The sequence below is a fragment of the Mycobacterium sp. genome (assembly GCF_036490025.1).
In the GTDB taxonomy this organism is placed as follows: Bacteria; Actinomycetota; Actinomycetes; order Mycobacteriales; family Mycobacteriaceae; genus Mycobacterium.
In genome coordinates this window covers 1-14,543 of sequence record NZ_DASXEP010000098.1, presented here as the reverse complement: position 1 = coordinate 14,543, position 14,543 = coordinate 1, and the positions used below count along the sequence as shown (strand labels likewise).

Here is a 14,543-nt window from a genome sequence, read left to right as displayed (position 1 = left end):
TAAGCCGAACCAACAGCCGGTGATGCGCATGACGATGACCCGGGTCCGGCACCGGACCTGGCAGGGACTGGTGTTGCTGGTGGCCGCCACGGTGCTCAGCTCGTGTGGCTGGCGCGGCATATCGAACGTCGAGCTGCCCGGCGGGCCGGGCAGCGGAAGCGGCGCCTACACCGTGTACGTGCAAATGCCGGACACGCTGGCAATCAACGGCAACAGCAAGGTCATGGTTGCCGACGTGTTCGTCGGCTCGATCCGCAATATCGAGCTGAAGAACTGGGTGGCAACACTCACGCTGGGCCTGGACAAGAACGTCAAGCTGCCGAAAAACGCCACCGCCAAGATCGGGCAGACCAGCTTGCTGGGTTCCCAGCACATCGAGCTGGCCCCACCGGCCGACCCGTCGCCGCAGATGCTGAAGAACGGTGACACGATTCCGCTGAAGAACTCGTCGGCCTATCCCAGCACCGAGCAGACGCTGGCCAGCCTGGCGATGGTGGTGCGCGGCGGTGGCCTGCCGAACCTGGAAGTCCTGCAGAACGAGGTCAACAACATCCTGACCGGTCGGGGGCCGCAGATCCGCGCTTTCCTGGGCAAACTGGACACCTTCACCCGGCGACTCAACGAGCAGAGTGACGACATCACCCACGCCATCGACTCGACCAACCGGCTGCTGGCCTACGTGGCCACCCGGTCGGATGTGCTGGATCGGGCGCTGACCGAATTCCCGCCGCTGATCAAGTATTTCGCGGACAAGGACTACCAAAAGCATCTGATCGACGCGGTCGAGTCGGTGGGGGCGCTCAGCCAGGCCGCCAACCTCTACCTCGGCGAAACGCGTGGTCCACTGCACCAGAACCTCCAGTTGCTGCAATGCCCGTTGAGGGAGCTGGGCCGGGCCTCGCCGTATCTGCTCGGTGCGCTGAAGTTGGTCTTCACCGCGCCGTTCGACCTCGACACCGCTCCGAAGCTGATCCGCGGTGACTTCATGAACTCCTCGCTCGAGGTCGACACGACGCTGTCGGCGGTCGACAACGCGTTCCTGACCGGGACCGGGTTATCCGGCGTGTTGCGGGCCTTGGAGCAGTCGTACGGTCGCGACCCGGCGACGATGATTCCCGACGTGCGCTACACGCCGAACCCGAACGACGCTCCCGGCGGACCCCTGGTGGAAAGGGCGGACCGGCAATGCTGACACGTTTCATCAAGCGCCAGCTGGTTCTGTTCAGCATCCTGACTGTGGTGGCCCTGCTGGTGTTGGGCGTGTACTACCTGCGCCTTCCGACGTTGGCGGGCGTCGGTCAGTACCAGCTGAAGGCTCAGCTACCCGCCTCCGGCGGTCTGTACCCGACGGCGAACGTGACCTACCGCGGGATCACCATCGGCAAGGTGACCGCCGTGGAGCCCACGGAGAAGGGCGCCGAGGCGACGATGAGCATCGCCAGCCAGTACAAGATTCCGCTGGATGCCGCGGCGAACGTGCATTCGGTGTCGGCGGTCGGCGAGCAGTACCTCGACCTGGTGTCGCAGGGCAAGGCGCACGGGTTCTTCTCGCCCGGTCAGACGATGACCAACGGCACCGTGCCCAGCGAGATCGGCCCGGCGTTGGACACCGCCAACCGAGGGTTGACGGTGCTGCCGAAGGACAAGATCGGCCAGTTGCTGGACGAGACGGCGGAGGCGGTCGGCGGGCTGGGCCCGGCGCTGCAGCGACTGGTCGACTCCACCCAGGCGATCGTCGGCGACTTCAAAACGAATATCAATCAGGTCGACGACATCATCCAGAATTCGGCGCCGATTTTGGACAGCCAGGCCACCTCGAGGAGCGCAATCGACCGTTGGGCGCACAACCTCAACATTTTGGGCGCGGAGGCCGCTCAGACGGATTCGAACCTGAAAAGCGTTCTGTCCCAAGCGGCACCGACGGCCGATCAGGTCAACACGGTGTTCAGCGGCGTTCGTGAGTCGCTGCCGCAGACCCTGGCCAACCTGGAGATCGTGCTCGACATGCTCAAGCGCTACCACCCTGGCGTCGAGCAGTTGCTGGTGTTTCTGCCGCAGCTCGGGTCGATTGTGCAGGCGATCTCCGCGCCGTATGAGCAGGACCGGCAGGCCGCGCTGGACCTGTCGCTGGCGATCAACTATCCGCCGCCCTGCTTGACCGGCTTCCGCCCGGCACCGGAGTGGCGCGCGCCGGCGGACACCAGCGTCGCGCCGATGCGCGACGGGAATTACTGCGCGATCCCGCAGGACTACCAGGCCAACGTGGTCCGCGGCGCGCGCAACATGCCGTGTATGGATGTGCCGGGCAAACGTGCCCCGTCGCCGCAGGATTGCCGCAGCAACAAGCCCTACGTGCCGTTGGGTACCAACCCGTGGTTCGGCGACCCGCTCCAGATCCGGAACTGCCCGGCTCCCGGCGCCCGGTGTGACCAGCCGGTGGATCCCGGTCACGTGATACCGGCGCCGTCGGTCAACAACGGCCTGAACCCACTGCCTGCCGATCGGTTGCCGCCGAAGGGATTGACGCCGCCGCCGATCAGCGATCCGTTGCAGCGGCCGGGCTCGGGTTCGGTCCAGTGCAACGGCCAACAGCCCAACCCCTGCGTCTACACTCCCGGTGGACCTCCGGCGGCCGTTTATAGTCCGATGAGTGGCGAGGTGGCGGGCCCCGACGGTTCTAAATACTCCGTCAACAACTCACGTAATACAGGAGATGACGGATGGAAGGAGATGCTGGCGCCAGCCGGCTGACCCCCAACGACACGGATGATTTTTCGTTGGAACCGGAGGCGGTAGCCGACGATCCCACCTCTGAGGAGACTGCCGAGGATTCGTTGGAATCCGACGAGGTGGCCGACCACGAGATCACCGAGTCGGAAGCCGAGGACGAATCGGCGAGCACCGATGCAGCGGACGATTCGCGCCGTGCATCGCGACTGGGCCGCAGGTGGCTCATCGGGATCGCCGCCGCTCTTGTCTTGTTCGCCGGGGGCATCGGTGCCGGCGGTTACCTGGCGTTGCGCTCGCACCTGGACAGCCAGACCACCGCGCGCAACGATGGCGCAGCTTTGGAGGCCGCAAAGGACTGTGTGGCGGCTACCCAGGCGCCCGACACGACGACGATGGCCTCCAGCGCCCAGAAGATCATCGAGTGTGGTTCCGGGGCGTTCCGGTCACAGGCGATCCTGTACAGCGGCCTGCTTGTCGAGGCGTATCAAGCCGCCGACGCCCATGTGCAGGTATCGGATCTGCGTGCGGCGGTGGAACGCAACAACGCCGACGGTTCCGTCGTGATTCTGGTGCCACTACGCGTGAAGGTCTCCAACGCAGAGACGCAGAACCAGGAAGCGGGTTATCGCTTGCGGGTGACGATGGTGCGCGACGAGGGCAAGTACCGGATTTCCAAGCTCGACCAGGTGGCGAGTTGACGTTGCTGGTCGAAGAGACCGAGGCCGCACCGGTAGCGCACAAACCATCGCCGAATGGTTTGGCGCGCTGGCATATTCGGGCAGCCGCGCTCGCTGTCGACGTACTGCCCGGGGTCGCCGTGGTGGCAACGACGGGACTGGTCTGGTTGGCGGTACCCACCGGGAGTTTGTGGTGGTGGGTATCGGTATCCGTCCTCGTCGGTGCAGCCCTGCTGACGATGGTCAACCGGGCCGTACTGCCTGCGGTCCTCGGTTGGAGTCTGGGGCGCGCACTGCTCGGGATCGCGGTCGTGCGCCCGGACGGAGCTGCCGTCGGGGTGGGACGGCTGATGTCGAGGGAACTCGCCCACCTGCTCGACACCCTCTCGGTATTCGTCGGGTGGCTGTGGCCGCTGTGGGACCCGCGCAGGCGAACCTTTGCCGACTTGCTACTGCGCACCGAAGTGCATGGGGTGGCAACCGAACAGCGTCCCGCGGATATCCGGCGGCATACCGCGATCGCGGTCGGGATAGCGGTGTTGCTCTGCGTCGGCGGGGCAGCGGTGAGCGTCCTGGCGATCTTCTTGCCCGATCGCGCGTCCGGTCAGGCGCGCGCCGCGGTCAACGTGCAGGGACCCAAGATGGTCACCGAAATGCTCACCTACGACCCGAAATCGCTGCAACAGGACTTCGCGCGTGCCCGATCGCTGACGACCGACAAATATCGACCGGAGTTGGTCAAACAGCAGGAGTCGGTGCAAAAGGGTCATCCCGTTGTCAACGAATATTGGGTGACTGACAGCACCGTGCTGTCCGCGACACCGGATCATGCGAGCATGCTGCTGTTCATGCAGGGTCATCGCGGCGGCGGTGACGACCAACGATTCATCACCGCCACGGTTCGGGTCTCTTTCGTCAAAGCCAAAGACGGACGCTGGCTTGTCGACGACCTGAATGTGGTGACCAAGCCCAAACCAGCACCGCCCAAGGGGCCGACTCCGCCCAAGGGGAAAAAGTGAGTCCCCGCAAACGGATTCAGCCCGGCGAGGAGCCGCTGCTCGTCGAGCAGGTGCCGAAGTCGACGCGGTGGTCGAGATTGTCGTTGCGACCAGCGCTACCGGCGCAGTGGTGGAAGCCGTCGCGAAGCTGGGCCCTGCCCACGGCGATCACCGGGGCCACCGTGCTCACCGCAGCCGCCGTCGCGACGTCGTCGATCATTCTGGTCAACCAGCGTTCGCATCACCAGGTCGCAATGACGGAAGTCGACGTGCTCGGCTTCGTCAAGGCATTCATGACCGGGTTCACGACGCTGGATCCGTTTCATGCCAATGCCTACTACGATCGGATATTGGCTCACGCGACAGGGGATTTCGCCAAGCAGTACCACGACAAGCAGAACGAAATCCTGGTCCAGATCGCCCAGGCGGAGCCGACCAAGGGCACTGCTCTCGCCGCCGGGGTGGAGCGGTGGAACGACGACGGTAGCGCCAATGTCATGGTGGCCACCGACACCTCATTCAAATCCCCCGACGGAAAGCAAACAGTCGACAACACAAATCGTTGGGTGGTTACCGCCCAGCGGGAAGGCGACCAGTGGAAGATCAGCAGCCTGCAGCAGGTGATCTGACCAAAGAGTCTCCCGATAGCCCATCGGGAGACGGCGCCGTCGACACCGACGGCACCGAGACCGAAGCTGCGCACGTCGATCCGGAAGCCCTCGACACCGAGGCGGCCGGCGACGACGAGAACGCCGATGGCGCAACCGAAGACGAGGAGACCGACGGCGCGGCGACGATGCGCAAATGGCATCCCGCCGGTAAGTGGTCGGCGATCGCGGCGGGGGTGGCGGCAGTGCTGTTCGTAGGTACCGCGGCATTCGCCGGTGCGACAGTGCAGCCGTATCTGACCGACCGCGCAACGGTGGCCACCAAGCTGCGAGTCGCCCGCACCGCCGCCAACGCCATCACGACGTTGTGGACCTACACCCCGCAGAACATCGACAAGCTGGCCGACCGGGCATCGCAGTATCTCAGTGGCGATTTCGCGGCTGCCTACCGCAAATACATCGACGCGCTCGTCGCGCCCAACAAGCAGGCCCAAGTCACCAACACCACCCAGGTCACCGGGGCCGCGGTGGAGTCACTGACCGGTTCGGACGCCACCGCGATCGTCTACACCAACACCGCGTCGACCAGTCCGTCGACCAAAGACGTTCCCTCGCTGAAATACCTGTCCTACCGCCTTGTCCTGCAACGGGATCACGCGCGCTGGCTGGTCACCAAGATGACAACCATTACCTCGCTGGACCTGACGCCAAAGTTCTAGTTGAACGCGAGCCAGCCCGGAAGGGAACGCTCGTGCGAGTCGCACAGCACCTCGCGGGTGTCGCAGTTGCCCTTCGGTACGCCGGCCCCGGCCCACATGCCGCCGGTATCGCGACGCAGCACGATCGCCGACGAGGTGCCGCCGTCCAGCAGCACAGCGGTGTCGCTACCCAGCCCACGGAACAGGTCCTGAATATTGTCCGGCGTGTAGCTACCGCCCTGGAACACATACATTTCGTCGCGAGGCTTGGAGTAGGCCAGCGCCGTACGGGCCGCACTCGGACCACCGTCGTTGAGCTGTCCGGTATTCCCCGGTGATAGCAGCCCGAGCCCACTCACCGCGACGAACTGGTCGCCGCGGTCCACCAGGCCGGTGACGGCCGCGGTAGCGGCATCATAATCGTGGCCATCCCGACCGCCCTTGGGCCACAACACCGTTGGTGCACCACGGTTTGGCAGGACCATCGTGGCCAACGCACTCCAATTCTCATTTCCACCGGACAAGCCTTGCTTGCCGGCGTAAGGGATGGTGCCGGTGACCGCCTGGTTGGCCCGGCCCTTTCCGTGCGTGTTGTCGACGTAAGCACCCAGCGGCGAACTACAGCCGGTCGAGCGCCACGAGCCACCCTTTTGACCGCGAATGTCGAAGAAGTTGGCGTTGATCGCGATGGTCGGCTGGCCAAGGACTTGCCAGGCCTGCACCGCCGTGTAGGTTTCCGATGCCTGCATCAATCCATCGCCGGTGCGCGCGTGCGGGTTACGTTCGCAGCGCGACTGGAAACCCTGGTGGCTGTCGACCAAGAGATGCGGCTCGAGCCGTTGTGAGGCAGCCTTGATGATCATCAGATGGCCACCGCTGCCCCCGTCGTACCAGCTACCGGCGGCGCTGAGCATCGGTGCCGGATGTCCGCCGCCGAAGTTGTACACCAGGTAGGACCCCTGCGTATTGGCGATGGCACTGGCCAGCAGCTCGCGAGCCTCGGCGCGCGCGACCGGTTGCCCCGTACTGGTCGCCAGCGTCAAACACAGCGTCGTTCCGGCGCAGCATGCCGCGATGCGCCGGAAGGCGGTGGCGAGAGTTGGCACGGTTGCCCTTTCGGCGCGAAAGTCATTGCAAATAGCAGAGCATTAACCACAGGTATTACACAGCTACGCGCATAACAGCGGCGTAACCGTTTAGCCGCAGTCCAATGACGTTCGGCCGCTGGGCATTTAGGACGGGCCGGCGGCTCACTCTTCGGGGTACGCCACCTCGGTGTCTGCCGTCTCCGGCGGACCGGCAACGCCGGCAGGCACATCCGCCGCGGGCGCCGGCGGCAGGCGGTGGTAGCCGCGCCGGTCATAGCTGTGGGTGACAATGGCGCCCAGCAGTAAACCGACCACCAGACCGATCGCGGTCAGTTCCAGCGACTGCGACAGACCCGCGTCGGCGCGGCCATTGAGGTAGAGCAAAGACCTTGCGCCCAAGAACACTTGGTGCATCGGTTCGAACTTGGCCAGCCACTCGAAGAACACCGGGGTGGCCTCCAATGGCACCGTCGCGCCGGCCGACGGCAGCCCGAGGATGACGAACACGAACATGCTGACCAACACACCCAGCGCTCCCAGAGCTGCGATCAGCGATGTGGACGTGATACCCACCGCCAATATCGCGAATACACCGAAAAGCCATAACGCCAGGCCGTTGTGGATAGGCATACCCAGCTTGGCGGCGATCAGCATATAGGCCACCGACGTCAGCGGGGCCAGCACCGCCATCAATGCCCATTTGATCAGCAGCGTGCGGAACCGGGATATCCTCACCTGCTCGGCGAATCGATATACCGGTCCGAATTCGGCCGGTACGAAACCGAGCATCGAATCCACCAGCATGCTCACCACGATGCTGCCGGTGAACCCGGCCAACAGCAGCAACAGCGAATAGTAGAACGCTGACAGGCCGTTACCGGTGCCATCCGGCAACACGTTGTGTACCGTCGACTTGACTTCGATCGGGTTGGCGAGCATCAACGCCACCGCGCCGGGCTCGGGCTTCTTGCCGGTTTGCTGTGCGACTTCTTGCGAAAGCCGTTGGCCCACGCGCTGATCAACCATGGCAACAGCGCGCTGAAGCGTCTGGCCGGCGATGCTGGCACCCAGCGTGCCCGCCCGCGGGTTGGTCGAGACGATGATGACCGCCCGTTCGACGCGTCCCGGAGTCAGTGCGCTTTTGGCGTACGTCTGCAGTTTGGACGAGAAGTTCGGCGGAATAACGGCGACGCCGTAGATCTGGGCGGTCTCCATCTGCTGCCTGGCTTGCTCGTGGTTCAACACCCGGACGTCGTAGGCCTCCTTGTCGAAACCGGACAGCATCCCCTTGACCACCTGTGCGCCGGTGGGCCCGGCGTCCTCGTTCAAAATGGCGACCGGGAAGTGCCGAAGGTTGGTCATCGGTTGCAAGATTCCGCCGAGATAAAACGCCGCCAGCGCCGACAACACCGCGAGTGGGATGACAATCGGCAGAGCCCAAAACCTCACCGTCCGAGTTGCTTTCGGATTGGGAGGGCTCTCGCCGAGGGAGGCGTCGTCGCCGGTTACGCCGTCGGGGACTGAGTGACGTGCTTGCGATTCAGACATTACGACTCCTGTTCGTCCGCGCTCACCCTAGTATCCGAGCGTTGCGTGCATCTCCCAGACGAGGATTTCGGCGGCATCGCGGGCAAACACTTGTGCACCGGCCGATCCGGTGAACCGCGCCGTGTCACCTTCGGCAAGCTCAGACACGTCGTCGGACCCGCGGAGGTCCAGCCGTCCGCGGGCGACAAACACATGCAGATAAGGCGCCGCCGGCAGCGCGAGTTCGGCATCGGCGTGCAACCGCGCGGCATGTAACGCGGCCGATCGGTTGTGAATGGTGATCGCCGCATCGTGGCCCGTTATCCCCGAGGCGATCGTCACCAGCTGCCCGTCGAGTTGATCGTCATCAATCGCCTGCTGCTGGTAGCCGGGTGTGACGCCGGCCTCGTCGGGCCGCACCCACATCTGGACGAAGCGCACGGGGTCGGTGCTCGACGCGTTGTTCTCCGAGTGCGAAATACCGGATCCGGCCGACATCCGTTGTGCCAGACCGGGATAGATCACACCGCTAGTGCCCGCGGAGTCGCGATGGGCCAACGCGCCGTCCAGGACCCAGGTCACGATCTCCATGTCGCGGTGCGGATGGGTATCAAACCCGGCGGCGCCCGCCACGATGTCGTCGTTGTTGACCAGCAGCACCCCGTGATGGGTGTTGGCCGGGTCGTAGTGATCGCCGAACGAAAACGAGTGCCGGGATGTCAGCCACGATGTCATGGTCACCGCCCGGTCAGCGGCTCGCCGTATCTGGACGTTGGCGGGCACGATGTCACGCTACCCCGGGGCTCAACAGCTTCTGGGCGTGCCGCAGCGCGGCGTCGAGATCGGGCAGGGCCAATTCGTCGCGACCGCCCAGGTGGATCTCGATCTGGTACTCCGGCTGGCCTTCCCGCCCGAATATCGGCAGCACCACGAATTCGGTTGAGGACAGCTCGGTTTCGAGCACGCTGGTCACCGATTGCAGCGTCACGATGGTCATCAAGGTGCTCAGCTGCCGGGTCACCTGCGCAGTGGACTCCAATGACGCGAGCACCGTCGCGAGCCGGTCGTGCAGCGAGCTGTGCGCGGCGTCGAATCGCCAGGCCCCGTAGCCGCGATCGCGGATTTCGGCGAGTACCAGCCGATGCGCCGCGATGTCGGCGTCGGTCAGCCGCGGTGTGACCCGCCGCAGCCACCCGTCGATCGCATCCTCCTCACGCCAGGCCATCGCCACCAGGCCGAACGGCGGTCCGATGGGAAAGCGCTGACCGACCGCATGCTCACCGTCGGTGCCATGGCCGACCGCGTCGACGGTGATGAGGTGCGTCCGGCCGATCTTGGACATCGAGCAACCCGCGCCCAGCGTCGCGTGCAGGAAGCTGAGCGTCTCGCGGCCCCGGTCCAGCAGCGGGAACTGTGCCCGCAGGCCGTGCACCAGCCCGAACAATCCACTGCCCAGCGTGTAGCTGCGATCGTCTCGTCGGATCACCCACGTGCGTCGTTCGAGTTCGGCCAGCACCAGCGCGCAGGTCGACGTGCTGATCCCGCAGGTCTTGGCCAGTTCGGACGATGATCGGCCATCCGGTGAATCCGACAGCGCCGCAAGCACATCGATCACGCGACTGGTGGGCGGCGACTTGGCCGGCCCGCCCGCGTGCTGCGGCGCTGTTGACGAATCCATGGCGACCTTCCTACCATCCGTCCTAAATATCATTTACTGGTTCCTAATAATAGGAGAAACGATGCACAAGGTCGGCGTATGGGGTCCGGGCTCGATGGGGCTGATCGCCCTGCGTGGGGTGATCGACCACCCGTGGCTGCAACTCGTCGATCTCGTCGTGCACAGCGATGCCAAGGCGGGCCGAGACGCGGGGGAGTTGTGCGGCATCGCGCCGGTGGGCGTGACGGCCACCCAGGATCCGGCGGCGCTGCTGGCCGGTGACGCCGACGCGGTGGTCTATGCGGCGGCGGCCAACCTGCGGCCGGCCGAGGCGATCGATGACATGGTGTCGATCCTGCGGGCCCGCAAGAATGTGGTGTCGTGCTCGGTGGTGCCGCTGGTGTACCCCGATGGCATCGACGCGGCGTTGACCGCCCCGCTGCGCGAGGCCGCGGCCGCCGGCGGCGCATCGTTCTTCACCACTGGAATCGACTCCGGGTTCGCCAACGATGTTCTGCCGCTTGTGCTTACCGGAGTTTCGCGCGTCATCGAATCGGTCCGGGTGACCGAGATGTTCAACTATGCGACCTACCCGGACAAAGACGCAGTCTACGAGATTTTGGGGTTCGGCAAACCACCGGAATTCACCGCGTTCGCCGCGGCGCCGGGGATGTTCACGTTCGGTTGGGGCCCGGTGGTGCATCAGCTGGCCGCGGGACTGGGCGTCAAGATCGACAACCTGGACGAGAACGTCGAACGGGTCGTTTCCGAGGAGTCGTTCGATACGCCCACCGGGCACATCGCCGCCGGGACGGTCGGTGCGATGCGCTCCACGCTGACCGGATACGTCGACGGCAAGCCGACATTCGTTATCGACCACGTCACACGGATGCGCGACGACCTCGCGCCGGACTGGCCGCAACCACACGTCTCGATACCGCCGCGCGACCTCGGCTACGGCCCGGCGTCCGGTCGTGGTCTCTACCGGGTGGAGATCGAGGGCTCGCCGAGTATGCGCTGTGAATTCGAGATGGCCGACGACCACGACCACGACCTGGGTGCCCGAATCGCCGGGGCATCCCGGATGGTCAACGCCATCCCCGCGGTCTGCGAGGCATCCCCGGGGCTGCTTTCGGCGCTGGATCTGCCGCTGGTCACCGGCGCCGGGCTGGTCGGATCGGTGGTCGGGCCGCCACCGGACAGTCGGCTGTTCTAAAGGCGTTGCGGCAGACCGAATTTCGCGAACAGCGCGGTGTCAAGGAAAGCCACCACGCGGGACACCCCGTCGGGGGCCATGTCCAGCACATGTAGCTGAAACGGCACGTGGCTCTCGCCGTCGCGCATATACATCGCAGCGGCGGGCTGCCCATTGGCGGTCAACGGGATCAGCCGCATGTCGCCGGGTGCGTCTGCCGGGCACTGCCGATGAATCAGTGTGGCGATGGCCTGCGGCCCTTGATACCAGCCGACGTACGGTGGCATCTCCCAGATCGCCTCGTTGGTGAACAGCTCGACCAGCCGGTCGATGTCGTAGGCCTCGAACGCGGCGATATAACGCCTCAACCGGTCTTGCGCGTCCTCCGAGTCGGGCGCCGCCAACCGGTCGTCGGCGCTGGGCCCAGCGGCTTCGAGTTGCGACCGGGCACGCTGCAGCAGGCTGTTGACGGCGGCCGTGCTGGCGCCGATCGCGTCGGCTACCTCGGCGGCCTTCCACTGCAGCACGTCGCGCAGCAGCAGCACCGCCCGCTGGCGGGGCGACAGGTGCTGCAGGGCCGCCACGAACGCCAACCGGACCGACTCGCGAGTACTGACGATCGTTGAAGGATCAGCCGGATCGCATGACACGTCGGGCAGCGGCTCGAGCCACGGCACCTCGCTGCCCTCGACCAGCTCGGCGGTCGGGTCCGAACTCGGCGCACCCAACCCGGTCGGCAGCGGCCGACGCCGTCGACTTTCCAGCGCGGTCAAGCAGGTGTTGGTGGCGATCCGATGCAGCCAGGTGCGCACCGAAGACTTGCCCTCAAAGCGGTCGTAGGCCTTCCAGGCCCGCAGCAAGGTCTCCTGCACCAGGTCTTCGGCATCGTGCAGCGAGCCGGTCATCCGATAGCAATGCGCGAGCAGTTCGCGCCGGTAGGGCTCGGCGGTGGCGGAAAAAGCCGTCCCGCCGTCATCGGCTAGTTCGCGGGCCAGAACGCTCACCGCAACGAGCTTACGTACCGCCTGTGACGTTGGGTCTACTCTGCCCCTGATGACAACGACGCGTACCGAACGATCCTTCGACGGGGTCGGCGGTGTTCGCATCGTCTACGACGTCTGGACCCCTGACGTGACACCGCGTGGCGTGGTCATCCTCGCGCACGGCCTGGGCGAACACGCCCGTCGTTACGACCACGTTGCTGCGCGGTTCGGCCGCGACGGATTGTTGACCTACGCGCTCGACCACCGCGGACATGGGCGCTCGGGCGGCAAGCGGGTGCTGCTGAAGAACATCTCCGAATACACCGGCGACTTCGACACCCTTGTCGGTATCGCGGCCAAAGAACATCCCGGTGCGACGCGCATCGTGCTCGGCCACAGCATGGGCGGCGGCATCGTGTTCGCCTACGGCGTCGAACATCCCGACAATTACGACCTGATGGTGCTTTCTGGGCCGGCGGTCGCGGCCCAGACGGCCGTCCCGGCACCGTTGGCATGGATCGCCAAATCCGTCGGGGCCATCGCCCCGGGTTTGCCGGTGCAGACACTCGACGCCAGCGCAGTATCCCGCGACCCGGCCGTGGTGAACGCCTACAACACCGACCCGCTGGTGTACCACGGCAAGGTTCCCGCAGGCATCGCCCGTGCGTTGCTGCTGGTGGGGGAGACGATGCCGCAGCGCGCCCCCTCGCTGACCGCGCCGCTGCTGGTCGTGCACGGATCGGACGACCGGCTGATCCCGCTGGACGGTAGCGATCAACTCGTTGCCGCAGTGGGCAGTTCCGACGTCGAGCTGAAGGTCTACCCGGGGCTGTATCACGAGGTATTCAACGAGCCGGAGCAGGACAAGGTCCTCGACGATGTGGTGTCGTGGATCAACGCCCGACTGTGAGTGACCGCGCCGTGCGCCATGGCACGCGGACTGGAAGGTCGTAGGGCTCGCTTAAGTTGGTCCCATGAGTGACGACAAGATGCTGGCGCGTATCGCAGCCCTGCTGCGTCAGGCCGAAGGCACCGACAACGCGCACGAGGCCGAGGCATTCATGTCGGCCGCCCAACGGCTGGCCACCACGACCTCCATCGACCTGGCCGTCGCCCGCTCGCACGCCGACAAGCGCACGCCGGCCCAGACGCCGGTCCAGCGCACCATCACCATCGGGGCGGCCGGCACCAAAGGATTACGGACGTATGTGCAGCTGTTCGTGGTCATTGCAGCAGCCAACGACGTGCGCTGCGACGTCGCGTCCAACTCGACGTTCGTGTACGCCTACGGGTTCGCCGAGGACATCGATGCCACCCACGCGTTGTATGCCAGCCTGGTCGTTCAGATGGTGCGTGCGTCGGACTCCTACATCTCCTCGGGAGCACACCGGCCGACTCCAACGATCACCGCTCGGCTGAATTTTCAGCTGGCGTTCGGCGCCCGGGTCGGTCAGCGGTTGGCCGAGGCCCGCGAGCAGACCCAGCGGGAAGCAAAAAAAGATCGCCGTCGCCCGCCGGGAACTGTAATCGCCCTACGGGACAAGGAAATTGAGCTCCGCGACCATTACCGCACCGCATCAAAGGCGCGCGGTACCTGGCAGGCCAGCCGGGCCGCCGCGGGATATTCGTCGGCGGCGCGGCGGGCGGGGGACTGGGCCGGTAAGCGGGCGAGGCTGGGCAGCGGCGCTGAGTTTTCCGGGGCGCGGACCGCGCTGGACCGGTGAGCGCCGACAGCTCGTCCGCGCGGGACTCGCAGCGCTCGAAGGTCTACGCCGCCGAGGAATTCGTGCGGACGCTGTTCGACCGCGCCGCCGAGCACGGCTCGAACAGCGTGGAATTCTTCGGCACCCAATTGACACTGCCGCCCGAAGCGCGGTTCGGGTCGCTGGCCGCGGTGCAGCGCTATGTCGACGATGTGCTGGGTTTGCCGGCGCTACGCCGGCAGTGGCCTGAGGTGGCGCCGTTGCGGGTGCGGTCTCGGCGGGCCTCCACCGCAGCCCATTACGAAAACCACGGCGGCACAGGCGTTATCGCGGTACCCGAGCACGAAGACGCCGACTGGGCAATGCGTGAGCTGGTCGTGCTGCACGAAATCGCACATCACCTCTGTGATGTGCAACCCCCGCACGGGGCGCAGTACGTCACGACGCTGTGCACCCTGGCCGAACTGGTCATGGGGCCCGAAGTCGGGCACGTACTGCAGGTCGTCTACGCCAAAGAGGGCGTCCGCTAGCTGACTGGGCTAGCTGACGACGACCATCTCGTCGCCGCACGTGCACCGATACGGCTGATCGGCGCCGCCACAGTGGCATTCGACCTCGATGCGAACTCGACAGCCGCAGCCCTCGTGACCACAGCTCAACAAGGTGCCTGCTTCGTTGG

General features: G+C 65.5%; 16 protein-coding genes. 10 read left to right on the top strand and 6 right to left on the bottom strand.

Features of this window, described 5'->3' with window-relative positions:
* Nucleotides 1–34: 34 nt before the first annotated feature.
* Genes VGG53_RS10975 through VGG53_RS10950 form a run of 6 tightly spaced genes read left to right on the top strand, consistent with a single transcriptional unit; the run spans nt 35 to nt 5,732 of the window.
* Nucleotides 35–1,192: a virulence factor Mce family protein gene (locus tag VGG53_RS10975; protein ID WP_414688944.1), complete on the top strand. Its 1,158-nt coding sequence runs from the start codon at nt 35–37 to the stop codon at nt 1,190–1,192.
* The gene (locus VGG53_RS10970; protein WP_331518083.1) at nt 1,186–2,751 is read left to right on the top strand and encodes an MCE family protein; all 1,566 of its coding nucleotides are present in this window, start codon (nt 1,186–1,188) and stop codon (nt 2,749–2,751) included. The genes VGG53_RS10975 and VGG53_RS10970 overlap by 7 nt, the downstream gene beginning before the upstream one ends.
* Nucleotides 2,721–3,428 (top strand): Mce protein, encoded by a 708-nt coding sequence (locus tag VGG53_RS10965; RefSeq protein ID WP_331518082.1) that lies wholly within the window; start codon nt 2,721–2,723, stop codon nt 3,426–3,428. Before VGG53_RS10970 ends, VGG53_RS10965 begins: the two co-directional genes overlap by 31 nt.
* The gene (locus VGG53_RS10960) at nt 3,425–4,426 is read left to right on the top strand and encodes an RDD family protein (RefSeq protein WP_331518081.1); all 1,002 of its coding nucleotides are present in this window, start codon (nt 3,425–3,427) and stop codon (nt 4,424–4,426) included. The genes VGG53_RS10965 and VGG53_RS10960 overlap by 4 nt, the downstream gene beginning before the upstream one ends.
* Nucleotides 4,423–5,034 (top strand): mammalian cell entry protein, encoded by a 612-nt coding sequence (locus tag VGG53_RS10955; RefSeq protein WP_331518080.1) that lies wholly within the window; start codon nt 4,423–4,425, stop codon nt 5,032–5,034. The genes VGG53_RS10960 and VGG53_RS10955 overlap by 4 nt, the downstream gene beginning before the upstream one ends.
* Nucleotides 5,001–5,732, top strand: a complete 732-nt coding sequence (locus VGG53_RS10950; RefSeq protein WP_331518079.1) for a mammalian cell entry protein — start codon at nt 5,001–5,003, stop codon at nt 5,730–5,732. Before VGG53_RS10955 ends, VGG53_RS10950 begins: the two co-directional genes overlap by 34 nt.
* On the opposite strand, the gene VGG53_RS10945 is transcribed toward VGG53_RS10950, so the two are convergent.
* The 4 genes from VGG53_RS10945 to VGG53_RS10930 form a co-directional block, all read right to left on the bottom strand.
* Nucleotides 5,729–6,850 (bottom strand): phosphodiester glycosidase family protein, encoded by a 1,122-nt coding sequence (locus VGG53_RS10945; protein WP_331518085.1) that lies wholly within the window; start codon nt 6,848–6,850, stop codon nt 5,729–5,731. The genes VGG53_RS10950 and VGG53_RS10945 overlap by 4 nt on opposite strands.
* A 111-nt stretch (nt 6,851–6,961) precedes the next feature.
* A complete protein-coding gene (locus VGG53_RS10940; RefSeq protein ID WP_331518078.1) occupies nt 6,962–8,347 on the bottom strand; it encodes a YhgE/Pip domain-containing protein in 1,386 nt (461 codons plus the stop codon).
* Nucleotides 8,348–8,374: 27 nt separating this feature from the next.
* The gene (locus VGG53_RS10935; RefSeq protein WP_331518077.1) at nt 8,375–9,109 is read right to left on the bottom strand and encodes a pirin family protein; all 735 of its coding nucleotides are present in this window, start codon (nt 9,107–9,109) and stop codon (nt 8,375–8,377) included.
* A gap of 4 nt (nt 9,110–9,113) precedes the next feature.
* Complete coding sequence (locus tag VGG53_RS10930; protein ID WP_331518076.1) at nt 9,114–10,004, bottom strand: MarR family transcriptional regulator; 891 nt, start codon at nt 10,002–10,004, stop codon at nt 9,114–9,116.
* Nucleotides 10,005–10,065: 61 nt separating this feature from the next.
* Here VGG53_RS10930 and VGG53_RS10925 point away from each other — a divergent pair, with 61 nt between their 5' ends.
* Nucleotides 10,066–11,199: a dihydrodipicolinate reductase gene (locus tag VGG53_RS10925; RefSeq protein WP_331518075.1), complete on the top strand. Its 1,134-nt coding sequence runs from the start codon at nt 10,066–10,068 to the stop codon at nt 11,197–11,199.
* Here the strand turns inward: VGG53_RS10925 and VGG53_RS10920 are convergent.
* Nucleotides 11,196–12,284, bottom strand: coding sequence for a sigma-70 family RNA polymerase sigma factor (locus VGG53_RS10920; protein WP_331518074.1), 1,089 nt, complete (start codon nt 12,282–12,284; stop codon nt 11,196–11,198). The genes VGG53_RS10925 and VGG53_RS10920 overlap by 4 nt on opposite strands.
* Here VGG53_RS10920 and VGG53_RS10915 point away from each other — a divergent pair.
* From VGG53_RS10915 to VGG53_RS10905, 3 genes are all read left to right on the top strand, one after another.
* Entirely contained in the window at nt 12,232–13,071 is an 840-nt protein-coding gene (locus tag VGG53_RS10915) for a lysophospholipase (RefSeq protein ID WP_331518073.1), read from the top strand. The genes VGG53_RS10920 and VGG53_RS10915 overlap by 53 nt on opposite strands.
* A 64-nt stretch (nt 13,072–13,135) precedes the next feature.
* Nucleotides 13,136–13,885, top strand: coding sequence for a DUF2786 domain-containing protein (locus VGG53_RS10910; RefSeq protein ID WP_331518072.1), 750 nt, complete (start codon nt 13,136–13,138; stop codon nt 13,883–13,885).
* The gene (locus VGG53_RS10905) at nt 13,882–14,394 is read left to right on the top strand and encodes a TIGR04338 family metallohydrolase (protein WP_331518071.1); all 513 of its coding nucleotides are present in this window, start codon (nt 13,882–13,884) and stop codon (nt 14,392–14,394) included. The genes VGG53_RS10910 and VGG53_RS10905 overlap by 4 nt, the downstream gene beginning before the upstream one ends.
* 9 nt (nt 14,395–14,403) lie before the next feature.
* Here VGG53_RS10905 and VGG53_RS10900 read toward each other — a convergent pair.
* The coding region (locus tag VGG53_RS10900; protein WP_331518084.1) for a metallothionein at nt 14,404–14,543 on the bottom strand (140 nt) is incomplete at its 5' end.

Bases quoted from the DNA above. Each gene is read 5' to 3' on its own strand.
- VGG53_RS10975 (WP_414688944.1), top strand. From the start codon at position 35: ATGACCCGGGTCCGGCACCGGACCTGGCAGGGACTGGTGTTGCTGGTG.
- VGG53_RS10970 (WP_331518083.1), top strand. From the start codon at position 1,186: ATGCTGACACGTTTCATCAAGCGCCAGCTGGTTCTGTTCAGCATCCTG.
- VGG53_RS10965 (WP_331518082.1), top strand. From the start codon at position 2,721: ATGGAAGGAGATGCTGGCGCCAGCCGGCTGACCCCCAACGACACGGAT.
- VGG53_RS10940 (WP_331518078.1), bottom strand. From the start codon at position 8,347: ATGTCTGAATCGCAAGCACGTCACTCAGTCCCCGACGGCGTAACCGGC.
- VGG53_RS10930 (WP_331518076.1), bottom strand. From the start codon at position 10,004: ATGGATTCGTCAACAGCGCCGCAGCACGCGGGCGGGCCGGCCAAGTCG.
- VGG53_RS10925 (WP_331518075.1), top strand. From the start codon at position 10,066: ATGCACAAGGTCGGCGTATGGGGTCCGGGCTCGATGGGGCTGATCGCC.
- VGG53_RS10915 (WP_331518073.1), top strand. From the start codon at position 12,232: ATGACAACGACGCGTACCGAACGATCCTTCGACGGGGTCGGCGGTGTT.
- VGG53_RS10920 (WP_331518074.1), bottom strand. From the start codon at position 12,284: ATGCGAACACCGCCGACCCCGTCGAAGGATCGTTCGGTACGCGTCGTT.
- VGG53_RS10910 (WP_331518072.1), top strand. From the start codon at position 13,136: ATGAGTGACGACAAGATGCTGGCGCGTATCGCAGCCCTGCTGCGTCAG.